The sequence below is a fragment of the Angustibacter sp. Root456 genome (assembly GCF_001426435.1).
In the GTDB taxonomy this organism is placed as follows: Bacteria; Actinomycetota; Actinomycetes; order Actinomycetales; family Angustibacteraceae; genus Angustibacter.
Window position 1 is genome coordinate 312,415 of sequence record NZ_LMER01000015.1, and the last position, 26,740, is coordinate 339,154.

General features: G+C 73.0%; 28 protein-coding genes and 2 pseudogenes. 13 read left to right on the forward strand and 17 right to left on the reverse strand.

Going from position 1 to position 26,740, the window contains the following annotated elements; all coding sequences use genetic code 11:
- Window positions 1-175: pseudogene (locus tag ASD06_RS19990) on the forward strand (VOC family protein); the annotation flags it as partial.
- A 76-nt stretch (window positions 176-251) separates the two neighbouring features.
- Here the strand turns inward: ASD06_RS19990 and ASD06_RS09225 are convergent.
- Together ASD06_RS09225 and ASD06_RS18485 are read right to left on the reverse strand one after the other, a co-directional pair.
- Window positions 252-1,049: an LLM class flavin-dependent oxidoreductase gene (locus ASD06_RS09225; RefSeq protein WP_082537908.1), complete on the reverse strand. Its 798-nt coding sequence runs from the start codon at window positions 1,047-1,049 to the stop codon at window positions 252-254.
- A gap of 22 nt (window positions 1,050-1,071) precedes the next feature.
- Entirely contained in the window at window positions 1,072-1,608 is a 537-nt protein-coding gene (locus ASD06_RS18485; RefSeq protein WP_157371608.1) for a L,D-transpeptidase, read from the reverse strand.
- 19 nt (window positions 1,609-1,627) lie between these two features.
- On the opposite strand from ASD06_RS18485, the gene ASD06_RS18490 reads away from it, so the two are divergent.
- Window positions 1,628-1,984, forward strand: a complete 357-nt coding sequence (locus ASD06_RS18490) for a hypothetical protein (RefSeq protein WP_157371609.1) — start codon at window positions 1,628-1,630, stop codon at window positions 1,982-1,984.
- Here ASD06_RS18490 and ASD06_RS09235 read toward each other — a convergent pair.
- A complete protein-coding gene (locus ASD06_RS09235) occupies window positions 1,929-2,510 on the reverse strand; it encodes a M15 family metallopeptidase (protein WP_157371610.1) in 582 nt (193 codons plus the stop codon). The two genes, ASD06_RS18490 and ASD06_RS09235, sit on opposite strands and share 56 nt — an antisense overlap.
- On the opposite strand from ASD06_RS09235, the gene ASD06_RS09240 reads away from it, so the two are divergent.
- On the forward strand, window positions 2,500-2,856 hold the full coding sequence (locus ASD06_RS09240; protein ID WP_056676083.1) for a hypothetical protein: 357 nt from the start codon (window positions 2,500-2,502) through the stop codon (window positions 2,854-2,856). The genes ASD06_RS09235 and ASD06_RS09240 overlap by 11 nt on opposite strands.
- Here ASD06_RS09240 and ASD06_RS09245 read toward each other — a convergent pair.
- The 3 genes from ASD06_RS09245 to ASD06_RS18495 form a co-directional block, all read right to left on the reverse strand.
- Window positions 2,849-4,018: a lysophospholipid acyltransferase family protein gene (locus ASD06_RS09245; RefSeq protein ID WP_235502279.1), complete on the reverse strand. Its 1,170-nt coding sequence runs from the start codon at window positions 4,016-4,018 to the stop codon at window positions 2,849-2,851. The genes ASD06_RS09240 and ASD06_RS09245 overlap by 8 nt on opposite strands.
- Window positions 4,015-5,046, reverse strand: a complete 1,032-nt coding sequence (locus tag ASD06_RS09250; RefSeq protein ID WP_056676086.1) for an NAD-dependent epimerase/dehydratase family protein — start codon at window positions 5,044-5,046, stop codon at window positions 4,015-4,017. The genes ASD06_RS09245 and ASD06_RS09250 overlap by 4 nt, the downstream gene beginning before the upstream one ends.
- An 89-nt stretch (window positions 5,047-5,135) precedes the next feature.
- A complete protein-coding gene (locus tag ASD06_RS18495; protein WP_003792170.1) occupies window positions 5,136-5,234 on the reverse strand; it encodes a 30S ribosomal protein bS22 in 99 nt (32 codons plus the stop codon).
- A gap of 180 nt (window positions 5,235-5,414) precedes the next feature.
- Between ASD06_RS18495 and ASD06_RS09255 the strand changes: the two genes are divergently transcribed.
- Entirely contained in the window at window positions 5,415-8,702 is a 3,288-nt protein-coding gene (locus ASD06_RS09255) for a M36 family metallopeptidase (protein WP_082537870.1), read from the forward strand.
- 60 nt (window positions 8,703-8,762) lie between these two features.
- Here ASD06_RS09255 and ASD06_RS09260 read toward each other — a convergent pair whose 3' ends face one another.
- The 4 genes from ASD06_RS09260 to ASD06_RS09275 all read right to left on the reverse strand — a co-directional run bounded on the left by ASD06_RS09260 (window position 8,763) and on the right by ASD06_RS09275 (window position 12,020).
- On the reverse strand, window positions 8,763-8,963 hold the full coding sequence (locus ASD06_RS09260; RefSeq protein WP_056676087.1) for a helix-turn-helix domain-containing protein: 201 nt from the start codon (window positions 8,961-8,963) through the stop codon (window positions 8,763-8,765).
- 176 nt (window positions 8,964-9,139) lie between these two features.
- Window positions 9,140-9,907 (reverse strand): class F sortase, encoded by a 768-nt coding sequence (locus ASD06_RS09265; RefSeq protein WP_082537871.1) that lies wholly within the window; start codon window positions 9,905-9,907, stop codon window positions 9,140-9,142.
- On the reverse strand, window positions 9,907-10,674 hold the full coding sequence (locus ASD06_RS09270; protein WP_056676090.1) for a CHRD domain-containing protein: 768 nt from the start codon (window positions 10,672-10,674) through the stop codon (window positions 9,907-9,909). The genes ASD06_RS09265 and ASD06_RS09270 overlap by 1 nt, the downstream gene beginning before the upstream one ends.
- A gap of 158 nt (window positions 10,675-10,832) precedes the next feature.
- Window positions 10,833-12,020, reverse strand: coding sequence for an acetoin utilization protein AcuC (locus ASD06_RS09275; RefSeq protein ID WP_056676092.1), 1,188 nt, complete (start codon window positions 12,018-12,020; stop codon window positions 10,833-10,835).
- A 211-nt stretch (window positions 12,021-12,231) separates the two neighbouring features.
- Here ASD06_RS09275 and ASD06_RS09280 point away from each other — a divergent pair, with 211 nt between their 5' ends.
- Both ASD06_RS09280 and ASD06_RS09285 read left to right on the forward strand, forming a co-directional pair.
- Window positions 12,232-13,596, forward strand: coding sequence for a TrkH family potassium uptake protein (locus ASD06_RS09280; RefSeq protein WP_056676474.1), 1,365 nt, complete (start codon window positions 12,232-12,234; stop codon window positions 13,594-13,596).
- Entirely contained in the window at window positions 13,589-14,257 is a 669-nt protein-coding gene (locus tag ASD06_RS09285; protein WP_056676095.1) for a TrkA family potassium uptake protein, read from the forward strand. The genes ASD06_RS09280 and ASD06_RS09285 overlap by 8 nt, the downstream gene beginning before the upstream one ends.
- Before the next feature lie 115 nt (window positions 14,258-14,372).
- On the opposite strand, the gene ASD06_RS09290 is transcribed toward ASD06_RS09285, so the two are convergent.
- From ASD06_RS09290 to ASD06_RS09320, 7 genes are all read right to left on the reverse strand, one after another.
- Complete coding sequence (locus ASD06_RS09290) at window positions 14,373-14,891, reverse strand: GNAT family N-acetyltransferase (RefSeq protein ID WP_056676098.1); 519 nt, start codon at window positions 14,889-14,891, stop codon at window positions 14,373-14,375.
- Between the two features lie 79 nt (window positions 14,892-14,970).
- The gene (gene proC, locus ASD06_RS09295) at window positions 14,971-15,816 is read right to left on the reverse strand and encodes a pyrroline-5-carboxylate reductase (protein WP_235502280.1); all 846 of its coding nucleotides are present in this window, start codon (window positions 15,814-15,816) and stop codon (window positions 14,971-14,973) included.
- A 2-nt stretch (window positions 15,817-15,818) separates the two neighbouring features.
- Window positions 15,819-16,754 carry a proline dehydrogenase family protein gene (locus ASD06_RS09300; RefSeq protein ID WP_056676101.1) on the reverse strand — a complete coding sequence of 312 codons (936 nt, stop codon included), beginning with the start codon at window positions 16,752-16,754 and terminating at the stop codon, window positions 15,819-15,821.
- Between the two features lie 33 nt (window positions 16,755-16,787).
- Window positions 16,788-17,522 (reverse strand): ABC transporter permease, encoded by a 735-nt coding sequence (locus ASD06_RS09305; RefSeq protein ID WP_056676103.1) that lies wholly within the window; start codon window positions 17,520-17,522, stop codon window positions 16,788-16,790.
- Complete coding sequence (locus ASD06_RS09310; RefSeq protein WP_056676104.1) at window positions 17,519-18,235, reverse strand: ABC transporter ATP-binding protein; 717 nt, start codon at window positions 18,233-18,235, stop codon at window positions 17,519-17,521. The genes ASD06_RS09305 and ASD06_RS09310 overlap by 4 nt, the downstream gene beginning before the upstream one ends.
- 167 nt (window positions 18,236-18,402) lie before the next feature.
- On the reverse strand, window positions 18,403-18,999 hold the full coding sequence (locus ASD06_RS09315; RefSeq protein WP_056676106.1) for a TetR family transcriptional regulator: 597 nt from the start codon (window positions 18,997-18,999) through the stop codon (window positions 18,403-18,405).
- Window positions 18,996-19,802 (reverse strand): sugar phosphate isomerase/epimerase, encoded by an 807-nt coding sequence (locus tag ASD06_RS09320; RefSeq protein WP_056676479.1) that lies wholly within the window; start codon window positions 19,800-19,802, stop codon window positions 18,996-18,998. Before ASD06_RS09320 ends, ASD06_RS09315 begins: the two co-directional genes overlap by 4 nt.
- A gap of 100 nt (window positions 19,803-19,902) precedes the next feature.
- Here ASD06_RS09320 and ASD06_RS09325 point away from each other — a divergent pair, with 100 nt between their 5' ends.
- From ASD06_RS09325 to disA, 7 genes and pseudogenes are all read left to right on the forward strand, one after another.
- A complete protein-coding gene (locus tag ASD06_RS09325) occupies window positions 19,903-21,951 on the forward strand; it encodes a zinc ribbon domain-containing protein (protein ID WP_157371611.1) in 2,049 nt (682 codons plus the stop codon).
- 99 nt (window positions 21,952-22,050) lie between these two features.
- Window positions 22,051-22,854 carry a hypothetical protein gene (locus tag ASD06_RS09330; protein WP_056676483.1) on the forward strand — a complete coding sequence of 268 codons (804 nt, stop codon included), beginning with the start codon at window positions 22,051-22,053 and terminating at the stop codon, window positions 22,852-22,854.
- Window positions 22,851-23,112: DUF1698 domain-containing protein (locus ASD06_RS19995; protein ID WP_369853711.1), on the forward strand; the 262-nt coding region annotated here is incomplete at its 3' end. The genes ASD06_RS09330 and ASD06_RS19995, both read left to right, overlap by 4 nt.
- A gap of 1 nt (window position 23,113) precedes the next feature.
- Window positions 23,114-23,545: pseudogene (locus ASD06_RS19650) on the forward strand (class I SAM-dependent methyltransferase); the annotation flags it as partial.
- 58 nt (window positions 23,546-23,603) lie between these two features.
- Entirely contained in the window at window positions 23,604-23,957 is a 354-nt protein-coding gene (locus ASD06_RS09340; RefSeq protein WP_157371612.1) for a hypothetical protein, read from the forward strand.
- A gap of 79 nt (window positions 23,958-24,036) precedes the next feature.
- Window positions 24,037-25,428, forward strand: coding sequence for a DNA repair protein RadA (gene radA / locus ASD06_RS09345; protein WP_056676114.1), 1,392 nt, complete (start codon window positions 24,037-24,039; stop codon window positions 25,426-25,428).
- A gap of 178 nt (window positions 25,429-25,606) precedes the next feature.
- Window positions 25,607-26,692, forward strand: coding sequence for a DNA integrity scanning diadenylate cyclase DisA (disA, locus tag ASD06_RS09350; protein WP_056676117.1), 1,086 nt, complete (start codon window positions 25,607-25,609; stop codon window positions 26,690-26,692).
- The last annotated feature ends 48 nt before the right edge of the window (window positions 26,693-26,740 follow it).

Here is a 26,740-nt window from a genome sequence, read left to right on the forward strand (position 1 = left end):
CTCGGTCGACGACCTCGACGCGGCCCTCGAGATCGCTGCGCGCCACGGCTGCCACCCGCTGCGCGGCGTCGCGACGTACGAGGACGTCTACAAGCTCACCTACGTGCGCGGCCCCAGCGGCATCATCGTCATGCTCGCCGAAGACCTCACGACGAGCCGCGGTCTCCCCCGTTGATCACGTTAAGTGGGTGACACTCCGCTTATCGAGGGTTGCAACCCTTGGGAACCGGCGTGTCACCCACTTAACGTGATCAACTTCCAGGGGCCGGGCCGGCGTCGACGATGCGGCGGACCTCGTCGAGGTCGAGGTCGAACGGCCCGATCCGCGTCAGCACCCACGTGGCACCGCGGTGGAGCCACGGCGTGTGGTCCTGATCGGGGCGCAGGTCGACCACGAGGTCGAAGCCCGTCGCCGGCGAGTGCTCGGCCAGGTCGGCCGTCAGCTGGTGCAGGTCATCGGGGCGATCGAGCCCGATGACGAAGAACCCGTCGTACCTCGCCGCCCGCCGCATCGGCGCCTGGTTGCCGTACCGCCCTGCGAGCCAGATCGGCACGGCAGGTGCGGGACGGAACGCGACGTCGCGGGCCGTGTAGTGGGCTCCGTCGTGGTCGACGGGCTCGCCGGACAGCAGGCCGGTGAGCACCTCGAGCCCCTCGTCGAGCATCCGGCCGCGCACCTTGGGATCCGGCTCGTCACCGAAGGCGCTGAACTCCCCCACCCAGTCGTCACCGAGTCCCAGACCGAGGACGAACCGGCCGCCCGAGAGCACCGCCAGGCTCGACGCCTGTCGGGCCAGCACCTGCGGCCGACGCCTCGGCAGCGGCGTAACCATCGGCCCGAACAGCAACGTGTCGGTGCGCATCGCCACTGCGGCGCAGCAGGTCCACACGTCGGCGATCGCCCGCACGCGCTCGCCGTACTGCAGGTGGTCCCAGACGAAGAAGCCGTCCCATCCCGCCCGCTCGGCCGCAGCGGCCAGGTCTCCGACCACACGGGGGTCGGACAAGGCGTCGAACGGGGCGACGAACAGGCCGCGGCGCGTGGTCATGGGCCCGATCATGCCGACTGCGTCAGCGGATGGCGATGACGGCACCCGAGCGCTCCCAGCGCAGCACAGCCAGCAGGCCGGACGTCGGCAGTGAGACGCACCCCGCGGTGCCGTGGCCGAGGTCGACGTGCAGGAAGATCGCGGATCCCCGGCCAGGCGTGCGGGCCTCGTTGTAGCCGATCACCTGCGCGTAGCTGTAGGCCGGTGTGTTGAGCAACGGCTCCGCGCTGCTCCAGCGGCCCGCCGCAGGTGTGCGCTGGTGGGTGTTGTAGAGGCTGGACGACGGGTCGTCGACCCACACGTCGCGCGAGTCGACGCGCAGCCACGCCCCGATGCGCAGGCCTGGGTTCGACCGCGCGCCGAACCCACCGCGCAAGGCGAACACGCCGGCCGGAGTGCGCAGGTCACCCTCGCGCTTGGCCGAGCTCACGCCGTTCTTGCCGACGTGGCCGGCGTAGGGCCCGAGCGACGTCACGTAACGGCCACCGGTGCGCGTGCAGGCCCGCACCGTGGCGCGCGAGCCAGACGACGTCACCAGCACCACCTGGGTCGCGCTCACGCCGCGCGGGACGTCGCACGTGACCGCCGCAGGCGAGGTGCGGGTGGCGGTGGCGCGCCGGGTGGTGCGGGCCGTACTGGGACTCGGCTTCGCCGTCCGGGTGGCGGTGCGGCTGGCGGTGCGCGTCGGCGAGACGGTGGCTGTTGGCGCGGCAGGTCGGGCACTGCGTGTCGCCGGCGTGGGGGTGGGCGTCGTCGAGGATGACGTCGTCGCCGGTGACGACGGCACTGGCCGCGTGGCCACCGACTCCTCGGGCGCGCCGCCGCACGCGGCGAGCAGCGCCACCGCGCCGACGGCGACAGCGGGCGCGAGCGAGCGCCTCATGAGGCGTCGAAGTGCTGGTAGTCGGGGTGCCGCCAGAGGCCGCCCCAGCTGAAACCCTGGCTGGTGAACGCGCGGACGGCCGCGCTGCGCGACGACGAGAACACGCCGGGAGCGGCCGCACGGCGGCTCACGAAGTAGGGGTCGGGGTAAACCCGGCCCGAGGCGTCGACGTACGGGTTCTCGAAGTCGTTGACGTCGATCGCCTTGCCGTAGGCGTGGTTCGACCACACCTTGCGCGACTCCTGGCCGCCGACGTACCGGCAGTTGAAGGCCGAGGTGTTGTCGGCCGCCATGGCCGCGTAGTCGTCGGCCCCCGGGCCCTTGGGGTTGTGGCCCCAGGAGGAGTCCATCGGCTGCATCTGCCGGATGCGGAAGCGCTGCTCGTACAGCGCCGTGAACGCGCGGGCGGCCGGCCCGGCAACTGCCTGGTGCACGACGACGCCGCCGCGCGACCGCTTGCCGTCGAAGCCCCAGAAGTTGACGGTGACGTAGCGCAGGCTCGAGCGCCCTACCGGGCAGCCCGACGTCCACGAGTAGCCGACCATCTTGCGCCACAACGAGTCCGGGATGCTCGACACCCGCGCGTTCGCTCCGGCACCCACGGCCGGCGGGTTGTCGGGGAAGCGCACCTTCGGCTCCGCGCCGGCGCGGGGTACGGCAGCCAACGACTCGTCGGACGGCGCGCTCGACGTCGGTGACGGACGCGACGTGGTGGCGCTGGGCGAGCTCTTCGTGCTCGTCGGTGTGCTCGCCGGTGAAGACGTCGGCGGGGGCGTCGAGGTGGTGGTCGACGACGTCGTGCGGGGCAGTGAGGTGGTCGTCGACGTCGTGGCGGAGGACGCTGTCGGGCTCGCACCGTTGCTGCACGCGGCGACCACCGTGAGGCCGGCCACCACGAGTGCCGCACGCGCGAGCCTCACGTGAAGAACACCGACCGGCGTTGCATGAGCAGGGCGTACAACGTCTGCTGGATGGTCTCGCGCACCTGGTCGGTGAGGTTGAAGACCAGCATGGGGTCGTCGGCCGACTCCTGGTGCGCAGCCGTCTCGATCGGCGTCCCGAACTCGATGATCCACTTGCTGGGCAACGGCACCAGACCCAGCAGACCCAGCCACGGGAAGGTCGGCGTCATCGGCAGGTAGGGCAGGCCCAGCAGTCGAGCGAGCGTCTTGAAGTTGCCGAGCACGGGGTAGATCTCCTCGGCCCCGACGATGGAGCAGGGGACGATCGGGGCGCCGGTCTGCAGCGCCGCCGAGACGAAACCGCCCCGGCCGAAGCGCTGTAGCTTGTAGCGCTCGCTGAAGGGCTTGCCGATGCCCTTGAACCCCTCTGGCCACACGCCGACGACCTCGCCTGAGCTGAGCAACCGCTCGGCGTCGGGGTTGGCGGCCAGCGTAGAACCGGTCTTGCGCGCGATCGACCCGACGAAGGGCGTCGCGAACACCAGGTCGGCACCGAGCATGCGCAGGTTGCGGTGGGCGGGGTGCTCGTCGTGCACGGCCAGCTGGGTCATCAACGAGTCGAGCGCGATGGTGCCCGAGTGGTTCGCGACGACCAGTGCCCCGCCGCTGGCCGGGATGTTCTCAATGCCCCGCACCTCGACCCGGAACCAGTTGCGGTACAACGGCCGCAGCGCCGGCAGGAGAGCCTCGGTGAGGTCGGCGTCGAACCCGAACTCGTCGACGACGTAGTCGCCCGCCAGCCGTCGCCGCAGGAACGCCAGGGCGCTGGCGACGTGCCGGTCGACGTCGGCCAGACCGGCTCGCTGGCCCTCGGCCACGAGCGCCTCGACCACGGCCTCGACGGCGTACCGCACGAGCGCCGCAGGGTCGAGTCCGGAATCACCGTCGGTGCCGCGCTCGGGCGCGGCGTCATCAGCCTTCGCGCTGGCCCCTGCGCTCACCGCCTCCGGCGTCGGCTCCGCGATGGCGTCGTCCGGCGCCACCTCGCTGAGCAACGGCGTCCGGCGTCGGCGCGCTCGCTCCCCCGACGCCCGACGCGCGCCGGCGGCCACTGCGTCGGCACCCCGCGCCGAGCGCGCGGACCGGCCGCGGTCGAGCGGGATCACCCGCCCCTCCTCGCTCACGCCGTGGTGCCCATCGCTCGGGTCCAGCGCTCGGCCGCGCCCAACGCGGACTGGATCGCCGGCAGCACGCTCGGCTCGGGGCCCCGGCCGCTGGCGACGAACGCCCGGAACGCCTCTGCCGTCGTGAACGCTGGCTCGAACCCGAGCACCTCGCGCATGCGCGTGGTGTCGAGCACCCGGCCGAACGCCATGTGCTGCAGGTGCTCGGGCGGGAGGTTCGCCAGTCGAGCCCGGCGCACCACCTGGCTCAGCCACCCGCTGGCAGGCAGCGGCACCGGCACCGTCGGGTGGCCGGCGAGGCGGGCCGCCTGGCTCACCGTCACCACCCCGTCCCCGGCGACGTTGACCAGCCCCACGCCCTCGGTGACCGTGGCCGCGACGAGCGCACCGACGGCGTCGTCCTCGTGCACGAACTGCAGCCGGCCGTCGAAACCCAGCACGGTCGGCACGACCGGCAGCGTGAAGTAGTCGGTGAGCACCGTCGAGATGCCCGGGCCGATGATGTTGGCGAACCGCAGCACCGAAACATCGACGTCGGCGCGACGCCGGGAGAAGCCGCGCACGTAGCCCTCGACCTCGATGGAGTCCTTGGCGAATCCCGTGCGGGGCAACGCCTTGGGGCCCATCTCCTCGGTGAACATCGCCGGGTCGCGCGGGGACGAGCCGTAGACCGACCCGCTGCTCTTGACCACCAGCCGCTGCACGCTGGGCGCCTTCTGGCAGGCCGCGAGCAGCTGCATCGTGCCGATGACGTTGATCTCCTTCATCGTCACCCGGCCCCCCGCTGACAGCGGGGTGGCGATGACGTTGAGGTGCGCCACGGTGTCGACGTTCGCCTGGCTGATGACCTTGGCGATGATCGGGTTGCGGATGTCGGCGCGCACGAAGTCGGCGCCGCCGATCGGGTGCGGCGGCGGCACGACGTCGACGCCGATGACGCGGTCGACGCCGGGGTGCTCGGTGAGCACGCGCGCGAAGCGACCGCCCAGGTACCGGGACACGCCGGTGACGAGCACCACCTGCCCCATACCTGCTCACCCGCCTTCGTCAGTGCGTGTGGTCGCGCCTCAGGGTATGCGAAACGGCCCCCGACCTGGTGGGTGCGGGGGCCGCTTGCTCACTTCTTGTTGCGACGCTGGTGGCGCGTCTTGCGCAGCAGCTTGCGGTGCTTCTTCTTCGCCATCCGCTTGCGGCGCTTCTTGATGACCGAGCCCATGGAGTACCTCGTCGTTCGGAGATGGTCAGACGTCGACAGGCGGCCGGGAGCCTCAGCGACGCCGACCGATCCCTCCCATGGTACCGCCCGGCGCGTGACCTCCGGCACGGGCGCTCGTTGAAGCGGTCACCAGCGGCACCGGACCACCCCTCGACCCGCCGCCCGACGCCAGGAGCGCCCATGTCCGCCACCCGTCCTCGACCCCGCTCGGCCGCCCGAGCGGCTCGTCCCTCCCGTCCCTCCCGTCCGTCCGGCCCCGCTCGTCGCGCCCTGGCCGTCGGGGGACTGCTGAGCGCCGTCGCGCTGGTGGCGGCTGGCCTGCCTGCGGGGGCGGCCGCCGTCGAGGCCAGTCCTCACCTGCCCCTGCTGGACGGCGCCACCGACAATCTCGACGCCGTGCTCGACGTGCGTGACGTCACGCGGGCCGTGCGACCCACCACCGCGCAGCGTGACGCCGCCGCCGCCCTCGTGGCCGCCTCTGGCGACGGCGCGCGGCTCACCTGGGACCGCCGTTTCGGCACGCCCCGCTCCCTGCGGCGCGACGGTGGCTACCTCACCAGCCCCCGCACCGGCGAGGCCGCCGACGTGGCGAGGGCCTGGCTGACCGAGCACGCCGACGCGTTCCGCCTCACCGACGCCGACATCGCCGCGCTGACCGTCGCGCGCGACCACGCCCTGCCCGGCACCGGCACGCACGTCGTGACGTTCGTGCAGACCTTCGACGGCAAGCCCGCAGTGCGCGGCGGCCGGATGACCGTGGCCGTGACGAAGGCCGGCGAGATCGCGTCGTACGCCGGCGACCCCGTCGGTCACGGTGACCTCACGGGGTCGTACGCGCTGAGCGCCGGCGAGGCACTCACCAAGGTGTCGGGGGCGCTGGCCCCCGGCGTCCTGTCGGCGGTCAAGCAGCTCGGCACGCGCGCGGGCTACACCGTCTTCGACCGCGGGGCGTTCGCCGGCCCGTCGTACGTCAAGCAGGTGGCCTTCCCCACCAAGGACGGCGCCCGCGCCGCCTACCGCGTGCAGTTCGTGAAGGCGCTCGACGAGGCCTGGGACGTGGTGGTCGACGCCTCCAGCGGTGCGGTGCTGTACCGCGCGTCCCTGGCCGCGCACGACGCGTCCGGAACCGTCTACGAGAACTACCCGGGAGCGCCCAGCGGAGGCCAGCCGGTGAGCCGGTCGTTCGGGCCGACGGCGCAGTCCCCCAAGGGCTGGGTCGACCCTACCGGCGTCGTCGGCACCGGCGTCACGACCATCGGCAACAACGCCAGCACCTACGCCAACTACTCCAACTTCCTGGTGCCGGCCGACCAGGCGCCGCGCCCGGTCGCACCCACCGGGCAGTTCGACTACGTGTACAAGAACCGTTGGGCCGCAACGAAGGGCAGCGCGCTGCCGCCGTCGTACGTCGAGGACCTGAACTCCGCGGCGACCAACCTCTTCTACCAGCACAACCGGATCCACGACGAGCTGTACGGCTTCGGCTTCACCGAGAGCGCCGGCAACTTCCAGGTCACGGACGGCGCCGGCACCGGAGGCCAGGGCGGCGACCCGATCCTCGGCCTGGTGCACGCTGGTGCGGCCAGCGGTGGCGCACCGACGTACACCGGACGCGACAACGCCTACATGCTCACGCTCGACGACGGCATCCCACCGTGGAGCGGCATGTTCTTGTGGGAGCCGATCGACGACGCCTTCGAGGGCCCGTTCAGCGACGGCAACTTCGACGCCAGCGTCGTCGAGCACGAGTACGTGCACGGCCTGTCGAACCGGTACGTCGCCGGGGGCAGCGCCCTGGGCTCGCAGCAGGCGGGCTCGATGGGCGAGGGCTGGGGCGACTGGTACGGCCTCAACCACCTGTTCACCGCCGGCCTGACCACCAAGGCAGTGGTGGGCCAGTACGTCACCGGCAACGCCGCCCGCGGCATCCGCAACTACGACTACGACCAGAACCCCACGGGCTTCGGTGACATCGGCTACGACGTCACCGGCCCGGAGGTGCACGCCGACGGCGAGATCTGGACCACCATGCTGTGGAACCTGCGCAAGCGCCTGGTCGCCAAGTACGGCGCCGCCAAGGGCGCGGAGGTCGCCGCCCGGCTGGTCACCGACGCCATGCCGCTCACCGCACCCGACCCGTCGTTCCTCGACGCGCGCGACGGCATCCTCGCCGCGGACGTCGACCGCTACCACGGCGACGACACCGACCTCATCTGGAGCGTCTTCGCCTCCCGCGGCGCCGGCGCCTCCGCCGTCACGCAGACCGGCGACGACACCGACCCGGTGCCGGCCTTCGACCACCCGGCCGCGGTGCGCAACGGCACGCTGTCGCTGAAGGTGGTGAACGCGACCACCGGCGCGGCCGTGAGCGGAGCCAAGGTGATCATCGGGCGCTACGAGGCGCGGGTCACCCCTGCCGCCCGCACCAGCAGCACCGGGGGCGCCGCGCTGCGCATGGTGGCCGGCAGCTACCCCGTGCTGGTGCAGGCGCCCGGCTTCGGCGTCCAGTCGTTCACGCTCGCGGTGAGCGCGGGGAAGACGACCGCGAAGACCCTGCGCCTGGCCCCGAACCTGCTGTCGACGGCATCGGGCGCGAAGGTCGTGTCGACGTCCAGCCAGGACGACGGCCTGCCCGGCACGTTCGCCTTCGACGACACCGCCGCGAGCGTCTGGCGCACGGCGACGTCCAGCACGCCGTACAACGCCGGGCCCGACCAGCGCGTCACCGTGAAGCTGGCGAAGCCGGCGACGATCGACCGGATCCAGGTGAGCGCCTTCCCGAACGTCGGCGGTGGCAGGTTCGCGACGCTGAAGGACTTCACCGTCCAGGTCTCGGACGACGGCGTCCTGTGGCGCACCGTGCGCACGGGGGCCTTCGGCTACCAGGCTCCCCGGCCGACGGCGCCCGACCTCAACTACCGCACGTTCACGCTGTCGAGCCCGGTGAAGGCCGCGTACGTGAGGTTCTTCGCCGACAGCGTGCAGGGCGACACCTCGACCGCCGCGCAGGTGGCCGAGATCCAGGCCTTCGGCTCCTCCGGCGCGCTGACCCCGACCGCGCCGGCACCTGATGCGCCGTTCACCGACAGCGGCACGATCGTCACCGGCAACCCCGCCGCGGGCGACCCGACCGGCCTGCAGAACGTCTTCGGCGTCACCGGCGCGGAGTTCACCACCACCTGCGCGCTGCCGGTCAGCAGCCAGGGCGCCGACGGGTGGGTGAGCAAGCTGCCCGCGGGCTTCGGTGACGGGCAGCACACGGTGAGCGTCACGGGCGGCGAGTCGACGCCCGCGGGCCACGACCTCGACCTGTACTTCCTGGGGTCGGACTGCTCGCTCAAGGGCAGTGCGGCCACGGCTGCGGCCGACGAGTCCACCGTGGTGCCGGGCGGCACGGCGTACGTGCTGACCCAGCTCTACACCGGCGCGAACGTGCCCTTCACGCTCACCGCGCGCGACGCGGGCTGAGCACCGCAGACGCACGCAGCGGCGGTCGGCCCCCGAGGGACCGACCGCCGCTGCGGTGAGTCAGGCGGTCTCGATGTACGAGCCGCGCAGGTAGTCGTCGACCGCCTGCTCCGGCACCCGGAAGGAGCGACCGACCCGCACGGCCGGCAGCTCGCCCGCGTGCACGAGCCGGTACACGGTCATCTTCGACACCCGCATGATCGACGCGACCTCGGCGACGGTCAGGAACCGCACCTCGGCGAGCTTGTTGTCCTTCGGCATGTGTCCACCGGTCCTATGACAGGGCGCGGCGTCGCCGGCTTCCCCACCGGCGATCGACCGCGCGGGTCCACCATAGGGGCTGGTGTGACTCCTGGGGAAGTCCTGGGATCACGATTCACCCGGGTGGTCAAGCACCTAGCGCCCTGCGGCGTGTCGGGATGCTCTCCGGTAGCCACTCACGTCGATCCGACGAGGTGGGCGTAGACCACGATGTTGTCGAGGTAGTGCCCCGTGCGGTGGTTGAACGCACCGCCGCACGTGATCAGTCGCAGCTCCGCTCGGTGACGCGCCGTCCCGTAGACCCGCTCCGTCGGAAAGCGCGCCTTGGGGTACCGGCCGACCTCGTCGACGACGAACCGAGCGACCAGGCCGTCGGCTCGCGTGACGAGCACGGCATCTCCGCGCTTCAGGGCACCGAGCTTGAAGAACACCGCAGGGCCGGCCTTGGAGTCCACGTGACCGGCCAGCACCGCGGGCCCCAGCTCGCCGGGCGCCGGTCCATCGGCGTACCAACCGACCTGGTCGAACCGCGACGGCGCAGCCAGCTGCCCGCGAGAGTCGAGGGCCAGGTCGACCAGCGGAGTGACATCGACGCCGAGCGACGGGAGGCGAAGGCGCACCGGTCGCGAACGGTCGAGCACCGGCCCGAAGTCGGCGGCTGGGGCAACGGAACCCCCTGCGGTACCGGACGAGGACGCCGGCGCGCTCGGGGTGCTCGACGGCGCGGCACTGCTCGTCGCCGGCGCTACGGTCTCGGTGCGGTGGGCGGGTTGCGGCGGTCCACCCGATGACCTGAAGCCGGCCACCAGGAGCACGACCGCGGCCGCGGCCAGCACCGTCGTGGCCACCGCGGCGACGCCGCGGTGGCCACGGCCGAGGGCCGGCCCCTGGCCGTGGGGCCGCTCAGGCGGCTGCCCACCCTCACCCTCGGCGCGGTGCCGCATCAGACTCGCGACCGCTCTCGACGGACCAGGTAGCTACCGGAACCGAGCGCCAGCAGCATCAGGGCACCACCGGCGAGCAGCAGCCCCTCGTCCACCCCGCCGGCAGCGCCGCCAGCGCCGGTCTCGACCGCTCCGGCGGGCATGGCCCGCAGCGCACCGCAGAGCGCCGGGTCGGTCGCCTCAGTGGGCAGGCTGGGGTCGAGGTCGCTCTTGGCCGCACCGTCGTACTTGCCGTCGTCGTTGTGGTCGACACCGTGGATGACCACCACGGACTGACCGGCCGCGATGGCCTTCGCGACGGCCGGGGAGACCGTGATGCTTCCGCGCTCGTAGGAGATCTTGCCGCCCGGAGCCGTGTCGAACCGGTCCACCGCCAGGCCGCTCTTGGGCGAGGTGTCGCCCGTCTTGGTCAACGACACCACGATCGGCCCGTACGCCGGGCCGCCCTCGGTGGTGTTCAGCGTGCCGTTGCCGTCCTTGTCGTCGCTGGCCACGGGGCACTCGTGCCGCGCGTCGGCCCCGAAGTGGATGTGGGCCGCGTGCGGGCTGTCCGCCAGCAGGCCGGAGGCCGCCATCGTGACGTCGATGGTGGTGCCGTGGACCTGCACCATCGCGGTGCCACCGCCCTTGACGCCGTTCAGTGCCACCGGGCGCAACGTGGCCATCGTGCTGCCGCCATCCGCGGCCTGGGCCGCGGCCACACCGATCACCGGCAACAACGCTGCCGCGCCAAGCGCCGCCCCGGCCACTCGAGCTCTGGTTCGCATTCGCTTCTCCTCGCGTCGTAGGCCGGCGGTACTGCCCGAAGAGGCAGCGCAGGGATCGGCCTGATGCGTCTCGTTCGGAGCCGACCAACACTCGGATTGGCGCAGATGTCAGCGGGGGGCGGCGCGGCGTTGCTGCGACGACTGCCCTGCGTCGGTCGTCAGTCGAACCAGGGGTCGAGACCGTGCACCGGGAAGACCTTCGAGCGCGTCGCCATGATCGCCCGGTCGACCGCGTCCTCGGGGTCGTAGCCGACCTCCCACGAGCGCCACCACGGGTCGCGCCCGTCACCCATGTGCGCCGGGCCGGGGCGGCCCAGCAGCGTGAGCACGTGATCGAGCCAGTCCTGCGGCACCGGCGTCGAGGTCGGGATCGGCAGGTGGGCCGCGATCGCCACGAGGTGGCTCCACGACCGCGGCACGACGTCGACGATCTCGTAGCCGCCCCCGCCGAGCGCCAGCCAACGGCCGTCGCACACCTCGTGCGCCAGGTCGTGCATGGAGCGCTGCACGGCGCGGTGGGCGTCCACCGACACCGCCAGGTGCGCGAGCGGGTCGAGGAAGTGGCTGTCGCAGCCGTGCTGGGTGACCAGCACGTCCGGGCTCACGTGCCGCACCAGCTGCGGGACGACGGCGTGCACGGCGCGCAACCACCCGGCGTCCGACGTGCCCGGCGGGAGCGAGACGTTCACGGCCTCACCCTCGGCGTGCGGGCCGCCCATGTCCTCCGGGAACCCGGTGCCCGGGAAGAGCACGCGGCCGCTCTCGTGCACCGAGATGGTGAGCACTCGGGGGTCGTCCCAGAAGACCCGCTCGACGCCGTCACCGTGGTGCACGTCGACGTCCACGTAGGCGACGCGCTCGGCGCCCTCGTCGAGCAGCCGCCGGATCGCGACCGCGGCGTCGTTGTAGACGCAGAACCCGCTCGCCCGGTCAGGCATCGCGTGGTGCAGCCCACCGCAGAAGTTCACGCCGTGCTCGATCTCACCGCGCCAGATCGCGGAGGCGAGGTCGGCGCTGCCCTGCACGATGCGCGCGCTGGCCTCGTGCATGCCCACGAACGCCGGGTCGTCCTCGGTGCCGAGGCCGCGCTCGAGATCTGCGGACGACGGGTCGACCGACGCCGCCTTCACCGCCGCCACGTAGGCCGCGTCGTGCACGGTCTCGAGCAGGGCGTCGTCCGCCGGCTCGGCGCCGACCACCTCGACCCGACGGGGGTCGTCGAAGAGGCCGAGCGCCCGGGCCAGCCGAGCCGTGAGGTCCAGCCGCAGCGGCGCCATGGGGTGCGACGGGCCGAAGTCGTACCGCGTGAAGCTCTCGTCCCAGATCACGCGGGCCTGCGTCGCCATGGCCCGACGCTACCCCGGCCCCCAGCCGCGGCGCGCCCGACGGTGCTCATCGCCCCCTCACCGGGCACCATGGGTCCGACCGCACGAGCCGCGCTCGCAGTCTCGCGAGCACCACCGAGAGGACGCCGCCATGACGGCCAGCGACCCGGTCGCCGCGTCGTCCGCGCTGTCCGCCTCGCCGGGAGAGCCGCGCACCAGTCTCGTCGGCTGGATGCGCGAGCGGCTCGACGGAGCGGCCCGCCGCTCGCCGGCTCGCCTGGCCCTCGCCGTCTTCGCGCTCGTCATCGCCGCCGTCACCGGGTTGCTGTCACTGCCGGTGGCCACGGCGAGCGGCCAGCGCGCGCCGTTCGCCGACGCGCTGTTCACCGCGGCGTCGGCCGTGTGCGTCACGGGGCTCACCACCGTCGACACCGCCACCTACTGGTCAGGCACCGGCCAGGTGATCATCATGGTGGCGATCAAGGTCGGCGGCCTCGGGATCATCACGCTGGCCTCGCTGCTCGGCCTGGCCGTCTCGCGCCGGCTCGGGCTGCGCCAGCGGATCATCGCCGCCAGCGAGACCAAGGCGCTGCGGCTCGGCGAGGTGGGCAGCCTGCTGCGGGCCATCGTGATCAGCTCGACGGCGCTCGAGGTGAGCATCGCCGTGGTGCTGCTGCCGAGCTTCCTGGCCTCCGGCGAGGGAGTCGGCAGCGCCGCCTACCACTCGCTCTTCTACGGCATCAGCGCCTTCAACAACGCCGGGTTCGTCGTGCACGACGGCGGCATCTCGGGGTGGGTCGGCAACCCGTTCGTGCTGGGCCCCCTGGCGATCGGCGTCTTCGTCGGCAGCCTCGGCTTCCCGGTGCTCCTCAGCGTCGCCAAGGGCCTGCGCCGCGTCGACGGCGTGCGCCACGGCCGGCGCCGCTGGAACCTGCACACCCGGCTGACCCTGGCGACCACGCTCATCGTGCTGGCGCTGTCGATCGTGGCGTTCGCCGCCTTCGAGTGGACCAACCCGCGCACGCTCGGCGGCATGGGGCTCGGCGACCGGCTGCTCAACGCGGTGTTCGCGGGTGTCATGCCGCGCTCAGGCGGCTTCTCGACCCTCGACGTCGGTGACATGCACCAGTCGACGTGGGCCCTGCAGGACCTGCTGATGTTCATCGGCGGCGGCAGCGCCTCGACCGCCGGCGGCATCAAGGTGACCACCCTGGCCGTGCTGGTGCTGGCGACGATCGCCGAGGCGCGCGGCGACCGCGACGTCGAGGCCTTCGGACGCCGGATCCCGCCCGCGAGCCTGCGCCTCGCGGTCACCGTGCTGCTCGCCGGGGCCACCCTGGTGGTCGTGGCCACCATGGCCCTGCTCGCGATCACCGGTGAGAGCCTCGACGTGGTGCTGTACGAGGCCGTGTCGGCGTTCGGGACGTGCGGGCTGTCGACCGGCTACACCCAGCACCTGCCAGACGCCGGCAAGTACGTCCTCACGGCACTGATGTTCGCCGGTCGCACCGGCACCATGACCCTGGCCGCCGCGCTCGCCCTGCGCGACCGGCGCCGCGTCGTCCGCCTCCCCGAAGAAAGGCCCGTCGTTGGCTAGCACCCCGCCGTCCGGACACGCCGTCCTCGTCATCGGGCTGGGCCGTTTCGGCAGCTCGATCGCCCAGTCGCTCGATCGCCTGGGACACGAGGTGCTGGCGGTCGACCACGACCCCGCGCTCGTGCAGGAGTGGTCGGGGCGCCTCACCCACGTCGTCGAGGCCGACTCGACGTCGGAGGAGGCGCTGCGCCAGATCGGCGCACCCGAGTTCCCGGTCGCCGTCGTCGGCATCGGCACGTCGATCGAGGCGAGCGTGCTCACCACCGCCACGCTCGTCGACCTCGGCATCAAGCAGATCTGGACCAAGGCGATCACCGCGGCACACGGCAAGATCCTCGAACGCATCGGCGCCACCAAGGTGGTCTACCCCGAGCGCGACGCGGGCGCCCGGGTGGCGCACCTGGTGGCGGGCAAGCTGATGGACTTCATCGAGTTCGACGACGGCTTCGCGATCGTCAAGATGGCGCCCCCGCGCGAGACGCGCGGGTTCACGCTGGCCGAGTCGCAGATCCGCGCCAAGTACGGCGTCACGGTCGTCGGCGTGAAGTCGCCCGGGCGCGACTTCACCTACGCCGTACCGAGCACCAAGATCAGCCAGCACGACCTGCTCATCGTGAGCGGGCAGACCGAGCTCATCGAGCGCTTCGCCGCCCGCCCCTGAGCTCTCCCGTGGTTGTGGCGCGGTGGCACCCCGCGGCCAACCTATGGCAGCTGGGCGCCCCAGTGGCCATCGGGGAATGCAGTGAAGCGCCCCACCGGGACACCGACGCGAGAGCTCAGAGCTGGGTGGTGGGCACCCAGCCGGGGTCGTCGCCCACGGGGAGCACCATCGCCAGCTCCTCGGTGCGCGCGTCGTTGGTCATCGGACGCCGCTCGTCGGCCGGCCGGAACCCGGCGCTGCTGAAGAACGCCACGGCGCGCCCGTTGTCGGTCGACACCCACAGCTTGAGGGCCCGCCGGCCGGCGTCCTTGGCGTGCTGCGCCGCCGCCTGCGTCAGCTGCCAGGCGACGCCGCGCCCGCGGTAGTCGGCCCGCACCCACAGCCCGAAGAGCTCGCCGACGTCCGGCTCGCTCGCCTGCCCCACCGACACGGTGGCCACCGGTTCGTCGTCGACCAGCGCGACGAGGCGCGCCGAGCGCTCGATCCGCAGCCGCCAGAACGCCTCGTCGTAGTCCTTCTCCTCCGAGTAGGAGGAGGCGAAGGCCTCCGGGACGTCGCGCAGGGCGGCCAGGCGCACCTGCTGGTACGTCTGCCAGTCGTCGCCACCGAGGACGCGCACGCTGAGCTCACTCATGGCGCACAGCCTCCCAGACGCGAGGCTCACCTGGACATTGCGGACAGGTGAAGATCCCGGCACCGGAGACCCACACCGCTCACCCCTGGCCGGACGCCAGCTCGCGGCTGCGGTCGCGCGCCGCCTCCATCGCCGTCAGGAACGCCGCGCGCACCTTGTGGTCGTCGAGCTGCCGCAACGCCGCCATCGTCGTCCCGGCGGGGCTCGAGACCTGCTCGCGCAGCACCGTGGGGTGCTCGCCGGTCTCGCGCAACATGGTCGCGGCGCCGAACAGGGTCTGCACGACGAGCTCGGTGGACGTCGCCCGCGGCAGCCCCAGCAGCACGCCGGCCTCGATCATCGCCTCGACCACGTAGAAGATGTACGCCGGCCCCGACCCGCTGATCGCGGTGACGGCGTCCTGGTACTGCTCTGGCACCCGGATCACGCGCCCGCACGAGCGCATGAGCTCTTCGGCCTCGGCGAGGTGCGCGTCGTCGCAGTGCTCGCCGGGACTGATCGCCGCCATGCCCTCGTCGACGAGCGCCGGGGTGTTGGGCATGACCCGCACCACCGGGGTGCCGGCCGGCAACCCGGCCTCGAGCGTCGCGGTGGTGGTGCCTGCCGCGAGCGACACCACGAGGGTGCCGGGCCGCAGCGCCTCGCGGACGTCAGCGAGCGCGCTCGCCATGTCCTGCGGCTTGACGACGAGGACGACGGTGCTCGCCTCGCCTGCTGCGGCCGCGTTGTCGACCACCCGGACGCCATACCGCTCGGTGAGCTCGGCGACGCGCTCCGGACGACGCTCGCTCACGACCAGCGAGTCGACCGGACGGCCGGCGCGCAGCAAGCCCGACAGCAGGGTCTCGCCCATCACCCCGGCCCCGAGGATGGCCACCGGCCCCTCGGCGCGAGGGGACGTCGTCGGTTCAGGCGCGTCGGTCACGGTCAGCTCCGGGTGGCGAGTGAGCGCAGGAAGAACGTCACGTTGGCCGGGCGCTCGGCGAGGCGGCGCATGAAGTAGCCGTACCAGTCGGCGCCGTACGGCAGGTACACGCGCATGAGGTGGCCCTGGTCGGCGAGGCGCTGCTGCTCGTCGGGTCGGATGCCGTAGAGCATCTGGTACTCGTACGTCGTCTCGGCTCGGCCGGCGCGGGCCGCGAGCGCTCCGGCGATGTCGATGAGGCGCGGGTCGTGGGTGGCGAGCATGGGGTAGCCGTCGCCGTCCATCAGCACCTTCATGCAGCGCACGTACGACCGGTCGACCTCGCTCTTGTCGGCGAACGCCACCGACGCGGGCTCGTTGTAGGCGCCCTTGCACAGCCGCACCCGCGAGCCGGCGGTGGCGAGGTCACGGCAGTCGGCCTCGGTGCGGTGCAGGTAGGCCTGGAGCACCGCACCGACCCACGGGTAGTCGCGGCGCAGCTCGCGCAGCACCGACAGCGTGGAGTCGGTGGTGGTGTGGTCCTCCATGTCGAGGGTGACGGTGGTGCCGGCCTGCTGGGCGGCCGAGCAGATGTCCCACGCGTGCTCGAGCGCGATCTTCTCGCCGTCGCCCTCGAGGGCCTGCCCGACGGCGGAGAGCTTCACCGACACCTCGACCCGGCCGCCCTCAGTGAGGCCGGCCTCCGACATCTGCGTGAGCAGCGTGAGGTAGGCGTCGCGGGTGGCGCGCGCCTGCGCGAGGTCGAACGTGTCCTCGCCGAGGTGGTCGACGGTGACGAGCCGATGCGACGCCGTGAGCTCGGCTGCCGCGCGCACCGCGTCGCCGACGTCGGCGCCCGGCACGAACCGGTGCACCACGTTGCGCGTCACCGGCGCTCGTTCGACCACGTCGCGGACCCGCGAGCTTCTCGACATCTGGAGCAGGGCATCCCGGAGCATGGCGTCAGGCTACGGCAGGGCGGCACTGCGATGTCACGCGGTACGGCGGCGCAACGTGGCAGCGCCGAGCGTCACGGTGGCCGCTGCGAACACCATCACGACGAGCAGGTCGCCGAGCAGGCCCGACGTCACGTCCGGCTGCGCCGTCACCTTGCTCATGGCATCGACGGCGTACGACAGCGGCAGGATGTCGGACACGCTGTGCAGCAACGAGTTCAGCTGCGTTCGTGGCACCAGCAGGCCGCACAGCAGGAACTGCGGGAGCACGACCGCCGGCATGAACTGCACCGCCTGGAACTCGGTGGTCGCGAAGGCGCTGAGCAGCAGGCCCGTCGTGCAGCCGAGCACGGCGTCGGCGACGGCGACGACCAGCAGCATCCACACCGGGCCGGCTACGTCCAGGCCGCACACCCAGATCGCGAACGCGGTGGCCACCGCCGCCTGCACGACCGCCAGCGCCCCGAACGCCACGGCGTACCCGCCCACGAGGTCGAGCTTGCCCAGCGGCATGGCCAGCAACCGCTCGAGCGTGCCCGACCGCCTCTCGCGCAACGTGGTCACGCTCGTGACGAGGAACATCACCACGAAGGGGAAGACGCCGAGCAGCGGCGCCCCGAGGCGGTCGAACACCGGTGTGCCGTCGAACACCCAGGCCAGCAACCCGATGAGGACGCACGGCACGACGAGGAGCATCGCGAGGGTTCGGTGGTCGTGTCGCAGCTGGCGCAGCACCCGGGCCGCGGTGGCTGCCGTGAGGCGTGCGCTCATGCCCGCACTCCCTCCACCAGAGACAGGAACGCGGCTTCGACGTCCGGGGTGCCGGTGCGCCGCAGCAGGGCGTCATGGGTGTCGTCGGCCAGCACGACGCCGTCCCGCATGAGCACGAGGCGGTCGCAGCGGGTGGCCTCGTCCATGACGTGGCTCGACACGAGCAGCGTCGCGCCGCGAGCCGCGATGCGGGCGAACAGGTCCCACAGGTCGCGCCGCAGCACCGGGTCGAGGCCGACCGTCGGCTCGTCGAGCACCAGCAGGCGAGGGCTGCCGAGCAACGCGGCCGCGAGGGATACGCGTGAGTGCTGGCCACCCGACAGCCGCGAGACCAGGGCGTCGTGGTGGGAGTTCAGGCCGGCCTCGTCGATCACCCGCGCGACGTCGGACGCGGGGGCGCCCAGCACCCGGCGGAAGTACTCGAGGTTCTCGGCGATGGTGAGGTCCTCGTAGACACTCGGCGCCTGCGTGACGTAGCCGACCTGGTGGCGCAGGTCGCGATGGCCGGCGGGGCGTCCGAGCACCGTGATCGAGCCGGCGTCCACGCGCTGCACCCCGACGACCGAACGCATGAGCGTGGTCTTGCCCGAGCCGCTCGGGCCGAGCAGTCCCACCACCTGACCGCTGGGCACCGTGAGGTCGAGCCCGTCGATGACCCGCCGGTGCCCCCGGGTCACCCGCAGCCCGCGGATCTCGATCGCCGCTTCATTCATCATGCGATGAATTTACGCCTGTGACCGCCCCGGCACCAGCCCTTTCCGCCACCCAAACCGGTTTGCGCCACCCCACCGCGGCCTGACCGGCGCACGCAGCGGCCCGGGCGGCGCAAAGCGGTCGGGACGGCGCAACGCGCTGGGGGGCGGCGCAGGGCGGGGAGGGATCAGGCCGTGAGGTACCGCTGCACGGACGGCGCGATCCACGCGACGAGCTCGTCGGCCGGCGCCTCGGCCACCGCGGGCATGCGCAGGACGTAGCGGGCCATGGCCAGCCCCAGGAGCTGGGTGGCCACGAGCGACCCGCGCAGCTCGGGATCCTCAGCGCCCAGCGCGACGACGACGCGCCCGAAGATCTCGCGCGCGAGGAACTCGCGCAGGGTGCGGGCGGCGTCCTCGTGGCTGCTGGCCGAGCGCAGCAGCGCCACGATGCGCTCGCGCCCCTCAGGGGCGTCCCAGGTGGCGAGGAAGAACCGCACGATCCGCTCACCGAGCTCCTCGACCGGTCCGTTCAGCAGCGCGTCAGCCGCGGACGCCGGACTCACCGGCAGGTCCTGCGCGGTCGCGAACAGCGTCGCCTTGTCGTCGAAGTAGTGGTGCACCAGAGCCGGGTCGACGCCCGCGCGCCGGGCGACACCGCGCAGGCTGGTGGCGTCGTACCCCTGGGCCGCGAACTCCGTGCGCGCCGCGGCCAGGATGTCGGCTCGCGCGTCCGACCCGGCAGGACGGCGCCCCCGCCGTCGCGGCTCGGGGCTGCGGCTCACCCGTGCGCCCCGGTGGCCGCGAGGTTCAGCCGCGCGAAGGCGAGCGCCTCCGCGAGGTCGGCCTCGCGCTCCTCGCGCGTGCGCAGCCGCCGGGTCGACACCTCGACGACGACGTTGCCCGCCCAGTCGCGTGCCGCCAGGCGCTCGAGCAGCTCGGCGCACGGCTGGGCTCCCCGTCCCGGCACGAGGTGCTCGTCCTTGGCCGACCCGAGCCCGTCGGCGAGGTGCACGTGCGCGAGCCGCTCGCCGAGCGCCTCGGCCATCGCGAGCGCGTCCGACCCCGCCGTCGCGGTGTGCGAGAGGTCGAGGGTGACGTGGTCGTAGTCGAACCCGAGGGGGTCCCAGCCCGGCAGGTAGGCCTGGATCTCCCGGGTGCGCGCCCGCCAGGGGAACATGTTCTCGACCGCGAGCCGGCGCCCCGTGCGCTCCTCGAGATCGCGGATGCCGGCCTCGAACCCGCGCGCGTAGTCGCGCTGCCAGCGGAACGGCGGGTGGACGACGACGGTGCCGGCGCCGACCTGCGTGGCCACCTCGCACGCGCGGTCGAGCTTGGGCCAGGGGTCGCTGCCCCAGACTCGCTGGGTGATGAGCAGCGTGGGCGCGTGGATGGCGACGATCGGCAGGCTGTAGTGGTCGGAGAGTCGTTGCAGCGCAGCCGGATCCTGGCTGACGGGGTCGGTCCACACCATGATCTCGACACCGTCGTAGCCCAGCCTGCTGGCGATCTCGAACGACGTGGCACAGGACTCCGGGTAGGCGGAGGCGGTCGACAGCGACACCTTCGCCGCCGGCACGCGCACCACGTCGTCCATACCCGCCAGAGTAGGTGTCGTCCGCGCCGCGCTCGCGCGGTGAGTCCTTGTTCCCTGTTCGCAGCGCGCCGCCGCCGGGCAGGCTGATCCCATGGCGATCCCCTGCCCCGGCTGCGGTCAACCGCTCCCCGACCGGGCACCGGCGTGCCCGGCGTGCGGCGTCCGGCTCGTCGGGCCCGAAGCGCAGCGCCTCTGGCAGGTCGACCAGCAGCTCGCCGCGCTCTCTCGCGAGCGCACCACGCTGCTCGCTCAGCTGAGCGCACCGGCACCGGCCACAGCACCCGAGTCCCGCCCCGTTGCCCCAGGTGAGCCTGCTGGGCCGCGGGCACGCCGCGTGCGGTCGTGGACGGTGCAGCAGCTGCTGCTCACCGGAGGAGTGGTGCTGCTGTTCGTGGCCGCGGTGGTGTTCATCGCCGTCGCCTGGCGGCGCATCGGCACGGGCGGCCAGGCCGCCGTGCTGGCGCTCGTGACGGTGTCAGGCATCGCTGGTGCCCGCGCGCTCGGACGGCGCGGCCTCGCGGCGTCCGCCGAAGCGGTGGCGGTGCTCACGGTGGGCCTCGCGCTGCTCGACGCCTTCGCGGTCCGCCACTACGGCCTGCTCGCGAGCGACCGGCTCGAGCCGCCGACGTACTGGCTCCTGGCCCTGCCCGCCGTGGCGCTCGTCCTGCTCGGCGCGTCGCGGGCGGCCCACCGGTCACTGGTGTTCCCGATCGCGGCGGTGCTCGTGCTCGGCGCCTGGCCGGGCGCCCTGGTGAGCTCGCTGGACGCCGAGGTCACGGCGGTCGCGCTGGTGGCCGCAGGTGCCTGGGCGGCCGGCCTGGGCGCAGCTCTCGTGCTGGCCCAGGCGGTGCGCCGCCCGGTGCTCGTCGCGATCGTCGTGGTGTCGGGCGTCTGGCTGCTGCTCGGCGGGCAGGCGAGCACGACCGCGGTCGCCACCAGCACGACGACGGCGGGCCTTCCGGCGGTCGGCGCGGCCGCGGTGCTGGTGGCCGGGCTGGTCGTGGCGGCCCGTCGCACCTCCGACGGGCCGCGAGCGGCGGCCCGAGTGGCGGCGTACGCCCTCACCGTCGTCGTCGTGGTCGCCGAGACCCACCACGCCGGTCCGTGGGGTCTGGCCGCGCTCTCGTCGGCGGCGTCGGTGCTCGGCACCGTGAGCCTCCTGCGCCGCAACGCCACCCGCCTACCGACAGGTCTGCTGCCCGCGACCGTGGCGCTCGCCTGGTTGGCCGGACTCGTGTCGGTCACCGAGCCCGACGCCTCGTGGTCAGCCACCGGCAGCTGGCTGATCGTCACGGGCGTCGCCGCGGCCGCCGGGTCGCGTGCGGTCGACCGAGCCGCTCGCCGGCTCCTGTGGGCGTACGCCGGCGTCACGGCCGCCCTCGCTGTCGGCGCCTTCGCCCACGCCGGCGCCGACTGGGCCCGGGTGGCCGCGACCACCACGGCCGCAGTGGTTCTGGCGGCCGGCGCTGCCGCCCGGCGCGAGGGTCAGGAGGAGCCGGGCCTGGGACTCGGGGCCACCGTCGCCACCGCCGTCGCGGCGGCGTACGCGCTGGTGTCCACCGACCGCCCCCTGGTGCTGCTCGCCATCACGCTCGGGGTCGTGGGGGCCGCGGCTCTGCTGTACGGCGCGCTGCCGCGCAGAGGGCTCGTCGCGGTCGCTGGCGTCGCGCTGTGCTCGGCCGCCACCTGGTCGCTCGACATCGAGGCCGAGGTGCGGGCCGTCGAGGCCTACTCGCTGCCCCTGGCGGTGCTGGCGCTCGGGGCGGGCCTGGTGCGGCGTCGTCGCACGCCGGGCGCGCCCTCGTGGACGACGGTCGGCCCCGGGCTGGCCGCGGGGCTGCTGCCCTCGGCGCTGGCCTGCGTGCCGGACGCCGGCCTGGTGCGGCCGGTGTCCACGCTGGCGGCGGCGGTCGCGGTCACCGCGGTCGGCGTGCGGCTGCGCGAGCAGGCACCCGTGGTCGTCGGCGTCGCGGCGAGCGTCGTCGTCGCGCTCGCGCAGGCCGGACCGTACGCCGTCGCGCTGCCCCGGTGGCTCACCCTCGGCCTCGCGGGCGCACTGATGCTGGCGATGGGCTTTCGCTACGAGCAGCGCCGGCGCGACGCCATCGCCGCGGCCCACTGGCTCGGCCACCTGCGCTGACCCCTGACCGGCTGACCCGCTGACCCGCCGACCCCCTGACCCCCTGACCCCCTGACCGGCCCGAACCCGGGCCCGCGCCGCGGCCCGTACGCTGTGCGCGTGCCTGAGACCTCCCTCGACATCGCCCGCACCTGGGTCGAGTTCGTCGACCCCACGCCGGCGCCTGACGAGGAGGCGCAGGTGTTCCGGTGCGACCTCACCTGGCTGACGTCGTCGTGGACCTGCATCTTCGGGCGCGGGTGCCAGGGCATCTACGCCGACCGGCCCCTCGACGGCTGCTGCACCCTCGGCGCGCACTTCACCGAGAAGGCCGACTACCGGCGGGTCAAGGGCATCGTGGCCGAGCTCTCACCCGAGGTGTGGGAGAAGCACCCCGAGGGCACCGGGCCCGGCGGCTGGACCGAGCGCGAGGACGGCGAACGCAAGACCCGCGTGGTCGACGGTGCGTGCGTGTTCCTCAACTCTCCCGACTTCCCGGGCGGCTACGGCTGCGCGTTCCACCACGAGGCCGCGCGGCGCGGCGTGCCCTTCCACACGCTGAAACCCGAGGTCTGCTGGCAGCTGCCGATCCGGCGCACCTACCGCACCGTCACGCGGCCCGACGGGACGTCGTACCTCGAGACCTCCATCGGCGAGTACGACCGCCGCGGCTGGGGTCCGGGCGGCCACGACCTCGACTGGTACTGCAGCAGCAACACCGAGGCCCACGTCGGCGCCGAGCCCGTGTTCCGGTCGAACGAGGGTGAGCTGCGCGAGCTGATGGGTGACGGCGCCTACGACGAGCTGGCCCGCCGGTGCGAGGCCCACCTCGCCACGGTCGCCACCGCTCGCCGTAGCGCCGCCGGACGCAAGCTGCTGCCCCTGCTGGTGCACCCTGCGACGTTGGGCGCTCAGGAGCGTTGAGCAGCAACGGTTCTGGTGTCGTCCCGAGCCCGAACATCTGGCGCCACACCGCGACGTACGAGGTCGAGAACCGCGCCGTCGACCCCGACGGCGTCATCGACGCCGCGATCCGCAGCCGCCACGACTGGCGGAACCAGGTCGTCCTCGACGTCGGCTGCGGCAGCGGGTACCACCTGCCGAGTTTCGCCGCTGACGCCGCGCGCGTGGTGGGCGTCGAGCCGCACCCGCCCCTCGCGCTGGCGGCGCAGCGGCGGGGGGNGCCGGGCGGATCGAGGTGCTCACCGGCACCGCCCAACAGCTGCCACTGCCGGGCGCCTCGGTCGACGTCGTCCACGCGCGTTGGGCCTACTTCTTCGGCCCCGGCTGCGAGCCGGGCCTCGCCGAGCTGGCCCGCGTCGTCCGGCGGGGTGGCACGGCGTTCGTGGTCGACGTCGACGCCACGCGGTCGACCTTCGGGCGATGGTTCCGGCATTCCCTGCCTCGATACGATCCCGTTGCGGTGCAACGGTTCTGGGCCCGCAAGGGTTGGCACCGCCAGCCGCTCGACGTCCGCTGGGTGTTCGGCGACCGCGCCGAGCTGGAGGCGGTGGTGCGCATCGAGCTGACGCCGGACGCCGCAGCCGGCCTGCTCGCCGAGTGCCGCGGCCTCGAGATCGACTACGCCGCGAACCTGTTCTGGCGGCACTTCTGAAGGCCAGCAGATGCCCGGTACCGCTTGCACGGCCTGGGAATCGGCGGATAGTGGTGCCATGAGCGCGCACGCAAAGGACCAAGCGCCTCCGCTGAGGGCGCACAACCCGCCGCTTCACCACATGGACAAGCCACCGGCGATCTCACTCGTCGAGCTGGGTCTCGTCGCCGCCGCGTACGTCTTCGCGATCGTCGCCCCCGCGTTCGTGGTCTCGCCCGGCACGATGAGCGCCCCCGGGTGGAAGATCGGCCTGTCGACGGGGTTCACGGTGCTCGGCGCGCTCGTGGGAGCTGGCATCTCGTTCGCCGCGTACCTGCGCACGCGGAACTTCTCCTGGCTGGTCATCGGCATCGTGCCCGCGATGACGCTGATCATGCTGGCCGCGATCATGGCGGGCACGAAGGCGGGCTGACCCGCTCACGCACTGCCGTCGTCCACAGGCGATCGGCAGGGGCCACCCCCTGTCGGAGCCGCCCTCTACAGTCGCGGTCATGGCTGGTCCCGCCGCGCGCAAGAGCGCCCCGAAGATGTCCTACCGCTGCACCGAGTGCGGCTGGGCGACATCCAAGTGGGTCGGCCGCTGCGGTGAGTGCCAGGCCTGGGGCACCGTCGGCGAGGTGGGCGGCGTGCCCGTGCGCACCACCACCGCGGGAGCGGTCTCAGCGCCCGCCCAGCCGATCCTCGACGTCGACGTCGCCCAGGCGCAGGTGCGCCCTACCGGCGTGGGTGAGCTCGACCGCGTCCTCGGCGGCGGCCTCGTGCCCGGCGCCGTCGTGCTGGTCGCCGGTGAGCCCGGCATCGGCAAGTCGACCCTGCTGCTCGACGTGTGCGGCCGAGAAGGGCGTGAGGGCAGGCGCGTGCTCTACGTCACCGGCGAGGAGTCGGCGGCCCAGGTGCGCATGCGCGCCCAGCGCATCGAGGCGCTCGCGCGCACCCTCTACCTCGCGGCCGAGACCGACCTCGCCGCGGTGCTCGGCCACATCGAGCAGGTGCAGCCCGATCTCGTGGTCATCGACTCGGTGCAGACCATCGGCTCGGCGGAGGTCGACGGCGCAGCCGGCAACGTGTCGCAGGTGCGCGAGGTCGCGGCGGCCCTGATCGCCACCGCGAAGGCCCGCGGTATCGCGACGCTGCTCGTGGGCCACGTGACCAAGGACGGCTCGATCGCCGGCCCGCGCGTGCTCGAGCACCTCGTCGACGTCGTCGTGCAGTTCGAGGGCGAGCGGCACTCCCGTCTGCGCCTGGTGCGCGCGGTGAAGAACCGGTACGGGCCCACCGACGAGGTCGGCTGCTTCGACCTGTCCGACACCGGCATCGTCGGGCTGCCCGACCCGTCCGGCCTGTTCCTGTCACCTGGCGGCACCGAGCGCGAGGCCGTGCCCGGCACCTGCGTCACGGTGACCCTCGAGGGACGCCGACCGCTGCTGGCCGAGGTGCAGGCGCTGGTGGCCCCGAGTGTCGGCCAGCCGCGCCGCGCGACCTCCGGCATCGACGGCAGCCGGGTCGCCATGCTCACGGCCGTGCTCGAGCGACGCGCCCGGCTGCGCATCGGTTCGGCCGACATCTACGTCTCGACCGTCGGCGGCGTGCGCGTCACCGAGCCCGCCACCGACCTGGCCGTGGCCCTGGCCCTCGCGGGGGCGGCCAACGACCGCGCACTGGTCCCGGGCACCGTCGCGTTCGGCGAGGTGGGGCTCGCCGGTGAGCTGCGCCCAGTGGGCGGTGTGCCCCGCCGGCTGGCCGAGGCCGCCCGGCTGGGGTTTCGCGCCGCGATCGTGCCGCAGGGCGCCGTCGGCTCGGCCACCATTCCCGACGGCATGAAGGTCATCGAGATCCCCGACCTCGCGAGCGCCGTCCGCTCGGCCATGCTGCGGGCCGTCTGACGACCGGTCGACCGGTGCAGGACGCGCCGTCGATACCTGGACGTTATCCGCCCAGGCCGTGCACGCGGTTACGATTGCCGCGCAGCGGCACCGCGAGGGCGGCGTCGCACGTGCTGTGATGCACAGCGTGGTGTGAAGCAACGTGGTGTCAGACAACCGGCCCGGCAGGGGAACGCACGTGGCGAACGCAGAGCTCAGCGAGGACGACCTCGTGCGATCCACCCTGGCCGCAGCCGCTCCCGGCACGCTGCTGCGCGACGGTCTCGAGCGCATCCTGCGCGGCCGCACCGGCGCGCTGATCGTGCTGGGCCACGACCGCACCGTCGAGAGCCTGTCGAGCGGCGGCTTCCCGCTCGACGTCGAGTTCTCCCCCACGCGGCTGCGCGAGCTGGCCAAGATGGACGGCGCCATCGTGTGCGACCGCGAGGCGTCGCGGATCCTGCGGGCGGGCACGCAGCTCGTGCCCGACCCCTCGATCGAGACGGCCGAGTCAGGCACGCGTCACCGCACGGCCGAGCGCGTGGCCAAGCAGACCGGCTACCCCGTGATCGCCGTGAGCCAGTCGATGCGGATCATCGCGCTGTACGTCGGAAGCCGGCGTCACGTGCTCGAGGACTCCAGCGCGATCCTGTCGCGCGCCAACCAGGCGCTCGCCACCCTCGAGCGGTACAAGCTGCGGCTGGACGAGGTGACGGGCACGCTGTCGGCGCTCGAGATCGAGGACCTCGTGACCGTGCGCGACGTGGCGGCCGTCGTCCAACGCCTGGAGATGGTGGGCCGGATCAGCGACGAGATCGCTGGCTACGTCATCGAGCTCGGCAGTGACGGGCGGCTGCTGACGCTGCAGCTCGAGGAGCTCATCGGCGGCGTCGGCCCCGACCGCACGCTGGTGATCCGCGACTACCTCCCGGCCGACTCCTCTGACGCCGACATCGAGGGCATGCTCGCCACCCTCGGCCAGCTGACGTCGACCGAGCTGCTCGACCTCGCGTCAGTGGCCCGGCTCATGGGCTACAGCGTCGTGGGTGACGCCCTCGATGCGGCGGTCAGCCCGCACGGCTACCGCCTGCTGTCGAAGGTGCCGCGCCTGCCCGGGGCCATCGTCGACCGCTTGGTCGAGCACTTCGGCAGCCTGCAGAAGCTGCTCGCCGCCGGGCTGGAGGACCTCCAGGCCGTCGACGGCGTGGGTGAGGGCCGCGCCCGGGCCGTGCGTGAGGGCCTGTCGCGGCTGGCCGAGTCGAGCATCCTCGAGCGCTACGTCTGACGGTCTCGTTCGGCCGCGGTGGCACCCTGCGGCCAACCTATGGCGACG

Bases quoted from the DNA above. Each gene is read 5' to 3' on its own strand.
- ASD06_RS09225 (WP_082537908.1), bottom strand. From the start codon at position 1,049: ATGACCACGCGCCGCGGCCTGTTCGTCGCCCCGTTCGACGCCTTGTCC.
- ASD06_RS09240 (WP_056676083.1), top strand. From the start codon at position 2,500: ATGCTCGACACCCGCGCGTTCGCTCCGGCACCCACGGCCGGCGGGTTG.
- ASD06_RS09250 (WP_056676086.1), bottom strand. From the start codon at position 5,046: ATGGGGCAGGTGGTGCTCGTCACCGGCGTGTCCCGGTACCTGGGCGGT.
- ASD06_RS18495 (WP_003792170.1), bottom strand. From the start codon at position 5,234: ATGGGCTCGGTCATCAAGAAGCGCCGCAAGCGGATGGCGAAGAAGAAG.
- ASD06_RS09255 (WP_082537870.1), top strand. From the start codon at position 5,415: ATGTCCGCCACCCGTCCTCGACCCCGCTCGGCCGCCCGAGCGGCTCGT.
- ASD06_RS09260 (WP_056676087.1), bottom strand. From the start codon at position 8,963: ATGCCGAAGGACAACAAGCTCGCCGAGGTGCGGTTCCTGACCGTCGCC.
- ASD06_RS09265 (WP_082537871.1), bottom strand. From the start codon at position 9,907: ATGCGGCACCGCGCCGAGGGTGAGGGTGGGCAGCCGCCTGAGCGGCCC.
- ASD06_RS09270 (WP_056676090.1), bottom strand. From the start codon at position 10,674: ATGCGAACCAGAGCTCGAGTGGCCGGGGCGGCGCTTGGCGCGGCAGCG.
- ASD06_RS09275 (WP_056676092.1), bottom strand. From the start codon at position 12,020: ATGGCGACGCAGGCCCGCGTGATCTGGGACGAGAGCTTCACGCGGTAC.
- ASD06_RS09280 (WP_056676474.1), top strand. From the start codon at position 12,232: ATGCGCGAGCGGCTCGACGGAGCGGCCCGCCGCTCGCCGGCTCGCCTG.
- ASD06_RS09290 (WP_056676098.1), bottom strand. From the start codon at position 14,891: ATGAGTGAGCTCAGCGTGCGCGTCCTCGGTGGCGACGACTGGCAGACG.
- ASD06_RS09300 (WP_056676101.1), bottom strand. From the start codon at position 16,754: ATGCTCCGGGATGCCCTGCTCCAGATGTCGAGAAGCTCGCGGGTCCGC.
- ASD06_RS09305 (WP_056676103.1), bottom strand. From the start codon at position 17,522: ATGAGCGCACGCCTCACGGCAGCCACCGCGGCCCGGGTGCTGCGCCAG.
- ASD06_RS09310 (WP_056676104.1), bottom strand. From the start codon at position 18,235: ATGAATGAAGCGGCGATCGAGATCCGCGGGCTGCGGGTGACCCGGGGG.
- ASD06_RS09325 (WP_157371611.1), top strand. From the start codon at position 19,903: ATGGCGATCCCCTGCCCCGGCTGCGGTCAACCGCTCCCCGACCGGGCA.
- ASD06_RS09340 (WP_157371612.1), top strand. From the start codon at position 23,604: ATGAGCGCGCACGCAAAGGACCAAGCGCCTCCGCTGAGGGCGCACAAC.
- radA (WP_056676114.1), top strand. From the start codon at position 24,037: ATGGCTGGTCCCGCCGCGCGCAAGAGCGCCCCGAAGATGTCCTACCGC.